Here is a 13,503-nt window from a genome sequence, read left to right as displayed (position 1 = left end):
TTATTTTTCTAACTTAATTTTACAATTCGCGTGTAAAAAAAGAGGGTAGATTAGCCAAATCTTTCCCTCGAAAAATCATTATTTCACCAAACCATGTTTGAATGCATAGATAGCGGCTTGTGTACGGTCTTCCACTTCTAGCTTAGCCAATATATTGGAAACATGTGTTTTTACTGTTTTCAGTGTAATGAATAATTCGTCCGCTATTTCCTGATTACTTTTTCCTTCAGAAATCAGCATTAAAATTTCATTTTCCCGATTCGTTAGTTCTTCATGTAATACAGGCTCATTTCGCCGACTCATTTTTTCCATCATTTTTGTTGTCACTTCTGGTTCTAATACTCGCTCGCCGCGTTGCGTTGCCCTTATAGCATCAGCAATTTCATGTGCGGTAGAGGTCTTCAACAAATACCCTGCTGCACCTGCTTCAATGGCAGGATAAACTTTTTCGTCATCAATAAAACTGGTTACGATAATGATTTTAGCTTCTAGCCAATCTTTTAAGATTGCTTTTGTTGATTCGATACCATCCATTTCTTCCATGACTAAGTCCATTAAAATGACGTCCGGTCGAAGTGTCATCGCCTTCTCATAGCCTTGTCGTCCATTTTCAGCTTCTCCAATTACTTCAATGTCTTCTTGAATAGATAAATAAGAAGAGACACCTAAGCGCACCATTTCATGGTCATCTACTAATAAAACTTTTATCATCCTTATCTATGCCTCCTTCATCAAAGGGACCTTGATTTCTACACTTGTACCTTGCCCTTTAAAACTAATGATTTTTACTGTTCCACCAATACCAGCTACTCGTTCTTTGATATTGTTCAATCCATAACTTCCCGTTTTCGTTTCATTCATATTAAACCCTGTTCCGTCGTCAATAATACGTAACAAAAGATTATTGTCTATTTTGTGCAAATATACCTCTAATTCATTGGCTTTGGCATGTCTTAATGTATTTGATAACAATTCTTGAACGATTCGGAACAAGTGATCCTCAATGGAACTAGATAGTTTTACATCTTCTACATCCCATTTCAGCGAAATCTGGATTTTATTTTGCAATTCCTTCAATAATTGCTCGATACCTTGCTTTAAACTTTTCTCTTCTAAATTGACTGGACGCAGATGAAGAAGCAGCGCACGCATCTCAGACTGGGAAGCGTTGATGATCTCTGCTACCATTTTCAACTGCTTGCGGAACATTTCTGGTGTCTCGCTTTTTTCTGCTTGCTCCGTTAATGCCGACATCATCATCATTGCTGCAAACAATTGTTGCGAAACTGAATCATGCAGCTCACGGGCTAATCGATGTCTTTCTAATTCTAAAATTTCTTCTTTGGTTTGTCCATCTACATATTGGGGACGGCTCGTTACAATTTGTAATTCACTAGATACTTCAATCATTTTTTCTTTTATTTTAGTGATTTCCTTATCAATATCTTTGATGTATAAATCGTCCGATGCACTTGGGATCGGAAGAAGCAACAATTTGGATTCATAATTGCCAGAAGAGAGTGCACGCAGCTTTTCTTCGATTTTCCCGTATTTTGTCTTTTGAATAAGTGATAATAATAGAAAGACGATTAATCCTACACCTAAGGAAATAGCTAACAAATGGAAGATAAGCGGAACATATAATAAACGTGCACGCAGTAATTCTCCCCACCAATGACTTTGATTACTGGCATAAAAATAAGTGAAAAGTGAAAATAGAATAATAAGGAAAGCCGCAATCCCCGAATAAACAGCTAGCATCGCTCTGGATATTTTTCCCATCATATTCGTATCACCTCGACATCTCCAATCAAGGTATTAGTAATAATCTTCAGTCTACGAGGGTTTTCATCATAATCACTGCTGTAGATTTTGATTTTTTCATTTTTCAAAGAAAATTGCTCTTCTTCAAACAAGACATTTCCTACTAATGTCGCATGCTCTAATCGGATGGCTACGCCCAAAGGTACTAAGATCCGTGTTCTGCCTATCCCTTTTCTTACAATCACAATATTATCATCTTTTGGCAAAAGCGTATTGCCCAAATCTATGATAGTATCACCAGAAATGACGGCGATGTTGATATCGTCCCATTCATAGACGTCGTTTCCAATACGTTGGTTACCGAATAATTGCTGTCTTTTCCGCTCATTATTATGTGTTTTTAATTGCTCTGTTTGGACCATCATGATCTGTTTCTTTCGCCAAAAAGCATTTTTGGTTAAATCTATCCCTGAAATCTCTACACCTTTTAGTCCAATAAATAAAACGGCAAATACAGCCATCATCCATAAAGCAGGACTGTTGACTAAGCTAAAAAAAATGACCAAACTTCCTAATATCAATTGAAAATTTTGAAATTTAGTACGAGGATGTTTGCGCATAGCTAGATATATATTGAAAATACCGAATATCACTAAAAGCAAAAGTCCAGTATTGTTTACGATTTGCCAAACAGCAAATAACAGCAGTAGTGCTTCAACTACCACAAAAAAACGCCAAGAACTATTCATCGCTCTTTCTCCCTCCTGACACATTCTCATTTCATCATACCTATTTTTTTAACTGTTGGCTATAGGACTTTAGATGTAAGATCGTTTGTTGAAATCTGAAATACACAAAGAGAAAAAGATCTAGAGTGTATCATCAGTAAGATGAACTCTCTAGATCTTTCAGTCAGACTACGCTTGTTCTACTTTGACGATTTTAACTAGCATATCGCCACCTGGAGTAGCAATAGTTACTTCATCATTTTTACGTTTGCCAATCAATGCTTGCGCAATAGGAGAATCATTGGAAATTTTGCCAGAAAACGGATCTGCTTCAGCACTTCCGACAATCGTGTACTCTTCTTCTTCTCCATCTGGTAGTTCGATGAATGTAACTGTTTTACCAATTGATACCTCATCTGCATCTACACCGTCGTTATCGATGATTTGAGCAAAACGAATCATATTTTCAATTGTTGTGATTCTTCCTTCAACAAATGCTTGTTCATCTTTCGCTGATTCATATTCAGAGTTTTCGGAAAGATCTCCGAAACCGCGGGCAATTTTGATTCGTTCAATGATTTCTCCGCGTTTGACTGTTTTTAATTCTTCTAATTCTTTTTCTAATTTTTCTTTACCTTCTAGAGTCATTGGATAAACTTTCTCTACCATGTGTAACGTCTCCTTTTTTCGATAAAATACCGCAAAAGGTAATCTTTTGAGGAATATAGTCCAAAAAAGATTACCACGCTTTTCTTCAAATGTAAATGTTTTTCTAAAAATGATCAATGTCTAGAGCCTGTTTTTCTAAGAATTATTTACATATTTTTCCACTAATTCCATATGTTCTTCATATGTTTTAGCGAAATAAACATTTCCAGTGCTCGTATCTGCTACGAAATAATAATAGTCATTTTCTGCTGGTTCTAACACTGCCTTGATTGCCTCTTCGCTTGGATTGTCAAAAGGTCCAGGTCCATAGCCGGTATTGGTATACAAATTATATGGTGAATCTACAGCTGTATCTTCATACGTCACTAATTCTTTGTGTTCACCTAATGCGTATAAAACAGAGATATCTGACTGAAGTGGCATATTTGCCTTGATTCGGTTAAAGAAGACTTGTGCAATGTTTTTACGATCGTTTTCTTTTACGCCTTCTTTTTCAACTAGAGAAGCCAAAGTTAAAACTTCTTGTACAGTCAAATTTTTCTGCTTGATAGCTGAATAATAGTTTTGCATGACCGTATTCGTCTTGTTCACCATTTCAATCACTAGATCCTTAAGCGAAGTACTCGTGTAATAATCATATGTGGCTGGGAATAAGTAACCTTCCAAACGGTATTTTGTGTTCTCAGCTTTAGATGCACTTTCCAACAGTTCTGGGAATTTTTGGTGCAACTCGTTAAAGAAAGTCTCATCATTCACTAAATCTAAAAATTCTTTCTTGTCTTTACCAGTTACCTTCGCTACCCGTTCAGCAATCTGATCGATATCGTAACCTTCTGGAATAGCAATTTTCCCATCTGCAACTTTTGTTGGCTCAGAAGTGCCGCCTTCTTGCAGCTGTTTGCCAATCTCGTCAAGAGTCATATTAGGCGCTAACTGATAATAGCCAGCTTGAAAGCCAGTTAAATTTTTAAATTTTGTATAATAATTGAAAACAATCCCGCTTTTAATAATATTGTCCTTCTCCAAAATCTCACCAATCTGCTTGTTAGAAGAGCCACTCGGGATCTCCACTTGGACTAATTGGTCATCTGATTTATCTAAAGGCTTCAACCCGCTATCTACATAGCGATACACGGTAAATCCAAGAAATCCGCCAATAATCAATAATGTAAGAGCAATCACTAAAATGATCTTCCTCACAATCTTATCTTCTTTTTTACGCAGATTTCTCCGCTTGTCGATTATATCTGCTGTAGCTGCCTTACTGGCTTCTTTTTTATCTTTACTTGGGTGTTGTTTGTTTCCTGACAAAACAACTCCTCCTTACTATCATCTTCGTAACTCTGTTTATTATACATGAAATTTCTACTGCCGTGAATTATTTTACCAAATATTATGTCAAAATTGTAAGTGGCAAATACTCTTTTTGAGGATTACAATGAAAAATAGTTAAAAATGGATAGAAAGGAATTAACATGTCAAAAGGAAAACATCGAAAAAAACAAAAAATTTCTATTTCTTTTCTTGTAATTTTATTATTGTCTGTCAGCTTCTTTTCAACAGGCATCATTATAGGAGGTCAATTAACCAAAACACCTCAGTCCCAAACTTATAAAACGGAGCCAGCACAACTTACTTCCAATTTAACGCCCGATGAGCAGAGGCTTGCTAGCAAAATTGATCAATTACTACAAAAATCAGATTATATCGGTTCGATTTATGTTCGCAAAAATAATCGCGTACTATTAGAAAAAGGATATGGATACGCAAATCTGCGCGTAAAAGAACCGAATTCGCCTTCCATTTACTATCAAATCGGTTCAATTCAAAAAGCAATGACTGCTTTACTGATACTAAAACAAATCCAAACTGGCAAGTTAACTTTTGACACAAAGTTAGCTGAATTTTATCCTCAGATTCCTGGAGGTCAGCAAATCACAATCAAAAATATGCTTTATATGCGCTCTGGTCTTCATCGAACTGCTTCTCCCGACAAACCTATGTCGGATAGTGAAATCATTCAGTTCGCCCTTCATCATTTGAAACTTACTGATTATGATACGTATCATTATGAACCATTGAATTATACATTGCTTACAGGGATATTGATCAAACTAACGAATCAGCCTTATGAAACTCTTCTAAAAAAAGAAATCATTCGTCCTCTCCATCTAGAACATACAGATTTTTATGACAATGTAAAAAATTCGCCTCAACACGCTGTATCTTACCAGATGTCTGCAACTGACGATTATTCAAAAGCATTGATCGAGCCTGAAACCGACATCCGAAATGAATTAGGTACAGGAAATATAAGTATGTCTGTTTATGACTTGAACAAATTCTTTACCAGTGTTCTTTCTGGCTTTATCATACCAAAAGAACTACTTTTCTCATTGTGGCAAAATAATGGTGATAAACATCCTTACAGCGGCGGTGTTTACAGTGGAAACGATTATATCCTTTCTCAGGGGAATATCAATCGATTCCATGCAGTAGTGGCGATGAAAAAAGACACTAAAGATGCAATCGTTATGGAAAGTAATATCCAATCAGATAAAAACATCAAATTGCCGGCCACTGATTTAAGAAATCAGATTTATGAACTGATGGAAGGTGTTAATTTAAAAAGCTAAGTCGAAACAAAAAAACCAGCATCTTGCTGGTTTTTATTTTAGTTGATTTCTGACTTTAAATATCGTTCCATTCCACTCAATATATCAAATTTAGGCTGATAGCCTAAAGAACGAATTTTTGAAATATCAGCTAAAGAATCACGAATATCCCCTGAACGCTCCGCTTCATATTTAAGCGTTAGCTCTGTTCCTAAGATTTGATCAATTGAATGAATCAATTCAAGTAGCGTAGTGCTTTTTCCTGTACCGACATTGAATTGCTGTCCTAAAGCTTTTTCTTCCTTGGCAACAAGTAAAAGTGCTTGTATAACATCTTCTATATAAACGAAGTCTCTAGATTGGCTCCCATCGCCAAATAAAGTAAATTCTGCTTTTTCTTTTGCCAATTGTTTTTTGTAACGATCCACTAGAATCGAAATGACTCCGCTATATGGAGAGTTTGGATTTTGATTTGGACCATAAACGTTAAAAAATCGGACAGCACTAGTCGGAACATCATATAAATGACAGTAATCCAAAACATATTGTTCTGCTGCAAACTTATCGATGGCATATGGTGTTAATGGACGGATGACTGATTCTTCTTTTTTTGGCAATGTTGGTTCATCACCATAAACTGCAGCTGAGGAACTAAATACTAATCGTTTTAAATCAGATTGATATTTTCGTGCTAATTCAAGCAATAAAAGCGCACTGTCAAAATTTACACGATGTGTTTCTAAAGGCCGTTCTACAGAATCTGCCACACTAGCTACAGCAGCTAGATGAAAAATATAGGCAAACTGATATTCTTTCATGATTCTTTCCATCAATTGAGGATCTGATACATCCCCCTCAATGAAAGTCACTTGTTTCTCCATATCCAAGTTTTCTTTTTTTCCCATTGATAAATCGTCGACTACTACGATTTTGTTTTCTTTTCCCAAATAATTCGCTAGCGTTGAACCAATAAAACCAGCTCCGCCAGTAATCAATATAATATCCATCAAATTCACTCCAATTGCACATTTTCGCATCAAATAATATTAGTTTACCATTTTTATATTTTAAATCAACCAAATACCATTTACATTATTGTAAAACGGATAGGACATAAATTACCCTATTCGGTTTTACAACTATAAAATACAAGACATCAATGTTCTTTTAGTAAAGCGCGAAATTTAGCCATACTTGATAAAAATATACGATGTACAATAATTAAGTAAGCAATATAGATCAGTGTATAGGATATCATGCTGGTGAAGCTACCATGAAACCAAATATTACTAAAAATAAACATCAGCGTCAAAATTGTTTCAAAAACCATCTTCTTCCCAATCTTTAATCCCATATCTTTGCAAAGAAAAAATTCAGCCAAATTACAGCGGAAAGCTAAACTTAAGAGAATCAAGCCTACTGCTAAGTTTAGATTACCTATAATAAAAATAACAAATAGTGAAGCTAATAAAGATAAAACTAATGTTATCACATTAACCATTAGTATCGTTTTTTCTTTACGTAAAGTTTTTAGGTAAGTATTGATTAGTAAAGACATTCTTCCTTCATAAATCACAATAGGAAATAAAATACCCATAAAATTCAGACTTTCTGTGTATTCAGGTAGCCACATACTCAAAATCAATTTTGCTGGGATGTAAAAAATCAATAATCCATAGGTTATAGGAACGAATAAGTCCCGTAAGATACGGAAGAGTTCAGGGAGTCTTTGCTGGTTCGTTCTTCTTAATAAAGGAAACATGACAATACCGATAGCATTTATGAAAGTCAAAAACATATTTGAAAGACTTAACGTGAATGATAATTTACCAAAAGTCTCTATTGTCCATTTTTGTTGAACAAAGAAACGGATTGTTCCAATAATCAGCATACTTGCTATGTTGCTGATCATCAATTTGCTTCCAATATTTATATTATCTAGTATCTCAGGAAATAATATTCGTAGATTGATCAGTTTAATATTCAACATATCTTTGATTAACGATATCCCCCAAATCGTTACTAGTACTTTAGAAAGGATATCCAATGCTATTAACCATAAAAAATTTCTACCACCAAAAGCAAAATAGATAGCTATTAACAATACATACAGATACCGATCGTTTCTTGATAGTTGTGCGTATTCTTTGATTCGATTCGTTGATTGAAAAATATAGAGAACAAATGTCTTAATGATTGTAACAACGGAAACCACCGCCGTTAAGATTAATATGACAGATTGTTCTGATGAAGGCAGAAACAACCAAGCCCAAATAGCTACCAGAAATGATAAACATAATTCAAAAATCAACAGATACCAGAACTGAGTACCCAATCCTCGTTTATCTAATCGATCATATTCTTCTCCGCCAATTTTTAAATAGATACCATCAATCCAACCAAAATGTAAAAAACCAACATATGAAGAATAAAAAACGTAAAGTTGCCAATAACTATACTCAGTCACTCCTAAAAGTTTCGGCACAAATAGATTTAATAGAACTGATATTCCTAAAGTAGCAAAATTGGCTGCTACAGTATAATATAAGTTTTTCATTACGGTTCTTGCTTTGTCATTCATTATTAATACCTACTTTGTCATGCTATATAATCTTATTCTATTTTTGGCTATAGACTGAATATATAGTAATTATGATTATTAAATTAATTAGTATAACTTTATAAAAACAAATCAGATTTATTCATTTTGTAAATCCTATCGGTTGATAAAAAATACCATGTTGTACGGAATATAAGAATTGTATGCTCCGGACACAATAAAAATTAAAATAAATATTAATAAGCTGAAAAGAATAAACACCAACAAGAATAAAAATTTATTTTTAAAAAGTTTATCTAATAAAATGGGAACGATAAAAATCTCTACTGTTGAAAATATCGTACTTATTCTACCACCAATTGTTGCTAAAGGTCCAAAGCAAACTAAAAGAATCGTTGATAAGCAGTATAACGTCAATAATATATTAAAGTTTTTTGTAAAGATTGAATTGTTGCTTTTTACAAAAATTGTGGCTCCGACCAATATTCCTAATTGCATGATAAATACCGGATTGAAGATCCAATTACCTTGTGCATAATAACCAGATAAGTAACCATAATAACGATCTGGAATCATAAATCGAAATAGATCTGGAAAAAAGAAAATGGTACCCACCAATGAGCTAGCTGAAATAAGTAGTATTTCTTTAGGAACGTTTATCTCTTTAACAATCTGTACAAAAAAATATGCAAGGATAATAAAGATAGAAACAATGTGAAATAGAGAACCTATAAGTGAAAGTAGTATGATATTTCTCAAATTTCTTTTTTTGAACGCTGGCAGAGCTAATAAGAATATAATAGCTACAATTGAAGATCTTATTTGTCCCATATCACGAACTAGGAAAAACCTTGAATAGTAATAAAGTAATGCAATCGACGGAACCGGAAAATAATTATTGAGTGCATAAGCTAGCAATAACAAACTTATTATTGAAAATAATAAAACGAAGGTTGAAAAATTCATTCCTAGTTCACGAACGATATAATTCAATAAAAGATAACCGGGTTCAGCGTCAATGCTACCATCAAAGATTTTACCCCAATTTATTAATCTATCAAAAAAATTGTTATAGGAAGAAAAATCGTATCCCGTAGAAAATCTGAAACCTGCTAAACCTGTTAAAAATACTATACCAGTATAAAAGAATATTTTTTTTCTAGTAAAATATTCTAAAACTGATAACATAGCTAGCAGTGCGAATGTTCCTACATAAATGTACAATGCTATTCTCCTTATATATAGATTATTTTAATGGTATTGGTTAAAGCTTTAGCAATTTCTAATTGTTCTTGGTACCATTTTTTTGTAGTGTTGTTCTTAAAACAAACAATTAGAATCTCATCAGGTCTAAAGGCTACAGGATTAGTGATAGTATTCAGATTCGAATAGATATTCGTGTTTTCATTCTTCGTAATTTGACTCTTATCGATGATTTCATTTTCTTCTAAAATCAAAAATTTATTCTTTGATGTCCCATTTAACAGCGAATTGATCACATTTGATTTTTCTTGTTTATCCGATAAATTCAATGAATTGATATCAATTGCTTGAACATCGTTTCCAAGTGTAAATTTTTGAGTAATCACTCTGGTTTTATACTCTTTCCAACTCACCAAAAGAGTACCTAAGCCAACTGTCAAGATGATGATTACTAAGACTAATAATACGATTTTTTTAGTACTAATCCCACGGGATGATTGGAGAGGCACTATTCTGTTATATTCAAGTTCTTTATTAATAAAATAGTAGGTTTTATTATCAAAAAATGGCAATTCTCCATTTGTCATCTCTTTTTGTAATAAATCAGAAATTTGTTTTTTTTCTTGTTCAGAAACCTCATTTGTAAGCTGAACATCAATAGTATTTTGAATATCATTGTATGTCACACTTAATTTTTCCAATGTCTCATTTGAGAATTGTTTTTTTTCTTGTAAGCTAGTCAAGTATACTTGTTTTATAGCACCAGAAGCGGTCATGATGTTACCTTGGCTATTTTCTAAAATAAATGAAAAAAGGGGTTGATTTTTTTGATTACTGTCCTCAATCTTACTCTGTGAATAAGTAGAATAGAAAAATAATCCTCCCACAAACAGTAAACTTACCACAAATGATAGGATATATATTCTTAAATGATCTTTAAAAAAAGAATAGATATCTTTAGGTGAGAGACTCATATTAGACATTTATCTTCCTCCGTTTATTATCGGTATTTTTTATTTAATCTGCTTTTTACGAAGTATAGGATATCTGCAAGAAAAGAGTGCAATACCGCATAAGACTTAAAGTTTTTCAATATATTCAATAGTTTATCTTCTTCAATAATCTTTAATCTTGTCTCTAGTTCTTTAAGCAGAGCCTTTAACGTTTTTTCTTTATAGTCTTTATCTGGCACATCCGTTCGCTGAACAAAATTTAAATTTGAGATGGTTAGTATCTTCAATAATTCAAGCTTACCTAAGCGAATATTCTTTTTAGTTTCAGCCGTTTTTTCTGTCTCTTCATTTTCAATCTGCATAGCGCTGCTTCCGTGTTTACGCCATAATCCTGTCTTTTCATTTAAGAGATAGAGCTTATCTGTCAAAACCCCGCTCGACCACATCGCCATATCATGTACAGGATAAAGAGAGGTTTCTAAAAACTTGTCAAATGTTGGGATGAAGTCTTTTTGAAAAGCGTAAACCCACCCTGGTCTATTTAAGAATACATTTTTTTTCGAAAAATAGATGTAATCGTTAGGTTGTTTCGTAGGTATTTTTCGTTTTTCACATGGATAAGAGACGCCATTTTCTTCAATCAATTCGTCGTAGTTAGATACTAATACTTTGATATTTTCAGGATCAGACATGATTTTTTCTGACATATGTTTAATTTTATGCGCATACCAGATATCATCTTGATCACTGAAAAAAATCACATCACCTGTTGCTTGGTGAATTAAACGTATAAAATTCTTTCTCCATCCAATATTTTCTTCATTGATTAGTAACTGCCATCCAGTCAATTGATGTTTTTCGATAAAATTCCTTACGATCTCGACTGTGCTATCTGTTGAACCGTCATCACATAACAGCACTTCATCCGGCATACGCTCTTGATTTCTGATTGATTCTAATTGTTCGATGATATTTTTTTCACCATTGTAAATTGGCATAATTACTGAAACTGTATAGGAACTATCTCTCATTTTTTCACTTCCCGCTTTTTTCTAGTATCTTTTTATTTTATAATGATCTCCTTTTTGCTTTTCCAGAGGTGGTAATTGCATATAATCTCCATACAGACTCTCTAAATACGTTTTATAATCTTTAGGAATTGAGAGCGTAGTGTCTTCAAATTCAACATAAGTTACTTCCGAAAAAGTACTTGTTGGTAAAAATTCCCTTACGCCATAGATTGTCGATACACAGACCCCTTTAAATTTCGAGTTGGCGTATCTTTTATTGGTGCTATTTGCTAGTTGATTCATTTTCACAGCAAAGTAGTTAGCGCCTTTACTTTTAGCATATTTAGAAATTATTTTTTTTATAAATATAAATTTTTCTTCAGGTTTGAACTTCTTTTTACTCTGTGCTCCTCTAAACACGTCTAACATTTTCATTCTTTTAACTAAATATTTTTGCGTATATTTATTTTCTGGAGCAGAATCGATTGGAAAAATATCTAAGAATAATCCATGTTGCGCTACTCTGTAGTCATCATCAATATATGTCCGAGTATCATTAATTTTTGCAAAAGCATACTCCCACTTGTTGTCAATCTCTAATGCTTTCAATTCAAGATAAGCTGGCAGCTCGAGTGATAAGCTGATAAGTTTATTATAGTCTTCTCGCGGCATAATAATATCAGCATCATCATCCCATGGAATAAACCCTTTATGTCTAATAGCTCCTAATAAAGTCCCACCAGCTAAAAAATACGTCAAATTATGCTTTTGACAAAACTGATCGAAAAATTTTAACAAATCTAATAAACCATCATGGATCTCTTTTGTACTCAAATACTCAGACATACTTTACTCCCCCTGATAAATCTTATATACCTTTAACATCTGTTGTAATGTATGGCTAACATCATATTCTAATAGCTCGGTTGTTACTTCATTAACCCAAGGCTGACTCAATATAACGTTACTCCATCTTTCCTTTGTTTCATCTAATTCAACGAATGTCACGTTTGGTGTTAATTTCGTATCTGAGGAAATAGTATTAGATAAGACAACTTTTTTTCTACTTGCTTGCGCTTCTAGCCCCACCATTGGTAAGCCTTCGTATAAAGATGTCATACAAAAAACATCCATCACTTGGAACAATGCTGGTATGTCATCTCTTTCTCCTAGTAAAAATACATTTTTTGATAGACCCATATCATCTATTTTTTTTTCTAAATTGTGTTGAAGGGAACCAGCACCTACAATTAATAATTTAGCATCAGGTCTCTTTTGGATTAATTCACTGAAAACATCGATAAGATAAGCTTGGTTCTTTTGTTTTTCAAGTCTACCAATGTTACCTACTACAAAGTCGTTTAAAGAAATGCCTAGTTCCTCTCTTTTCATTTCTCGTGTTTGTTCATCTGTTTCATATAAAGATAAATCAATACCATTATGGATAATCTCATAAGGATGACCTTGGAACAAACTATCACCAGCTTCTTTACTAACAGCTAAAAAATCAGTCGCCTCTTTAATAAGTAAATAGTGCAAATATTTCCTTAGTAGGTTCATAAAAAAATTAGACGGTTTGCCATCGCTTGTTGCATGGCTATGTGCGATTCGTTGGGTTACTCCTTGTTTTCTAGCTAACAATAGGTTGATCCCACCACCAAAGTATACTTCATTATGCACAATATCGAATTGTTGTTCTGCTAAAAGTCTTTTTACTTCAAACCAATATTTCACAATATTTTTTTTAGGATTTGTCACTACGAATATTCTTCCGCCCATTTTTTCTATTTCTTCATGATAATCCGTTACATTAGCAAAATCATCGTAGATCAAAAAATCAAACTGTAGCTTACGACGATCGACTTTTCGATAGAGATTCATCATGAAAGATTCGGCTCCACCTTTTCCCATTCTTCCTTGGAAGTGCAACACTCTTTTCACTTTACTCACTTAATCACCTGTTTTTCTAAATTTATTACCAAATATCGCTTAGAACGAATC

Annotated in this window: 13 protein-coding genes; 1 reads left to right on the top strand and 12 read right to left on the bottom strand. The window is 33.5% G+C overall.

The window, feature by feature from the left end; all coding sequences use genetic code 11:
* Positions 1 to 78: 78 nt before the first annotated feature.
* From HMPREF2731_RS01325 to mltG, 5 genes are all read right to left on the bottom strand, one after another.
* Positions 79 to 711 (bottom strand): response regulator transcription factor, encoded by a 633-nt coding sequence (locus tag HMPREF2731_RS01325; protein ID WP_070872150.1) that lies wholly within the window; start codon positions 709 to 711, stop codon positions 79 to 81.
* A 6-nt stretch (positions 712 to 717) separates the two neighbouring features.
* Positions 718 to 1,785 (bottom strand): two-component system sensor histidine kinase LiaS, encoded by a 1,068-nt coding sequence (gene liaS, locus HMPREF2731_RS01320; RefSeq protein WP_002289154.1) that lies wholly within the window; start codon positions 1,783 to 1,785, stop codon positions 718 to 720.
* Positions 1,782 to 2,513, bottom strand: coding sequence for a cell wall-active antibiotics response protein LiaF (gene liaF, locus HMPREF2731_RS01315; RefSeq protein WP_070872149.1), 732 nt, complete (start codon positions 2,511 to 2,513; stop codon positions 1,782 to 1,784). Before liaF ends, liaS begins: the two co-directional genes overlap by 4 nt.
* 168 nt (positions 2,514 to 2,681) lie before the next feature.
* The gene (gene greA / locus HMPREF2731_RS01310; protein WP_002289156.1) at positions 2,682 to 3,161 is read right to left on the bottom strand and encodes a transcription elongation factor GreA; all 480 of its coding nucleotides are present in this window, start codon (positions 3,159 to 3,161) and stop codon (positions 2,682 to 2,684) included.
* 135 nt (positions 3,162 to 3,296) lie between these two features.
* The gene (gene mltG / locus HMPREF2731_RS01305; protein WP_002289159.1) at positions 3,297 to 4,472 is read right to left on the bottom strand and encodes an endolytic transglycosylase MltG; all 1,176 of its coding nucleotides are present in this window, start codon (positions 4,470 to 4,472) and stop codon (positions 3,297 to 3,299) included.
* A gap of 164 nt (positions 4,473 to 4,636) precedes the next feature.
* Between mltG and HMPREF2731_RS01300 the strand changes: the two genes are divergently transcribed.
* On the top strand, positions 4,637 to 5,797 hold the full coding sequence (locus tag HMPREF2731_RS01300; RefSeq protein WP_070872147.1) for a serine hydrolase domain-containing protein: 1,161 nt from the start codon (positions 4,637 to 4,639) through the stop codon (positions 5,795 to 5,797).
* 38 nt (positions 5,798 to 5,835) lie between these two features.
* Here the strand turns inward: HMPREF2731_RS01300 and HMPREF2731_RS01295 are convergent, their stop codons facing one another.
* The 7 genes from HMPREF2731_RS01295 to HMPREF2731_RS01265 form a co-directional block, all read right to left on the bottom strand.
* Positions 5,836 to 6,783 (bottom strand): NAD-dependent epimerase/dehydratase family protein, encoded by a 948-nt coding sequence (locus HMPREF2731_RS01295; RefSeq protein ID WP_002322611.1) that lies wholly within the window; start codon positions 6,781 to 6,783, stop codon positions 5,836 to 5,838.
* A 149-nt stretch (positions 6,784 to 6,932) separates the two neighbouring features.
* Positions 6,933 to 8,357, bottom strand: coding sequence for a lipopolysaccharide biosynthesis protein (locus HMPREF2731_RS01290; RefSeq protein WP_002322612.1), 1,425 nt, complete (start codon positions 8,355 to 8,357; stop codon positions 6,933 to 6,935).
* 135 nt (positions 8,358 to 8,492) lie between these two features.
* Positions 8,493 to 9,560, bottom strand: a complete 1,068-nt coding sequence (locus HMPREF2731_RS01285; protein ID WP_002322613.1) for an EpsG family protein — start codon at positions 9,558 to 9,560, stop codon at positions 8,493 to 8,495.
* Between the two features lie 11 nt (positions 9,561 to 9,571).
* Positions 9,572 to 10,522, bottom strand: a complete 951-nt coding sequence (locus HMPREF2731_RS01280) for a hypothetical protein (RefSeq protein ID WP_002322614.1) — start codon at positions 10,520 to 10,522, stop codon at positions 9,572 to 9,574.
* A gap of 17 nt (positions 10,523 to 10,539) precedes the next feature.
* A complete protein-coding gene (locus HMPREF2731_RS01275; protein ID WP_002326055.1) occupies positions 10,540 to 11,523 on the bottom strand; it encodes a glycosyltransferase in 984 nt (327 codons plus the stop codon).
* Positions 11,524 to 11,544: 21 nt separating this feature from the next.
* A complete protein-coding gene (locus HMPREF2731_RS01270; protein ID WP_002322616.1) occupies positions 11,545 to 12,348 on the bottom strand; it encodes a LicD family protein in 804 nt (267 codons plus the stop codon).
* 3 nt (positions 12,349 to 12,351) lie between these two features.
* The gene (locus HMPREF2731_RS01265) at positions 12,352 to 13,443 is read right to left on the bottom strand and encodes a glycosyltransferase family 1 protein (protein ID WP_033606462.1); all 1,092 of its coding nucleotides are present in this window, start codon (positions 13,441 to 13,443) and stop codon (positions 12,352 to 12,354) included.
* Positions 13,444 to 13,503: the final 60 nt, after the last annotated feature.

The organism is Enterococcus sp. HMSC072F02 (assembly GCF_001837725.1).
Taxonomy (GTDB): domain Bacteria; phylum Bacillota; class Bacilli; order Lactobacillales; family Enterococcaceae; genus Enterococcus_B; species Enterococcus_B lactis.
This window is presented reverse-complemented; position numbering and strand designations above follow the sequence as displayed.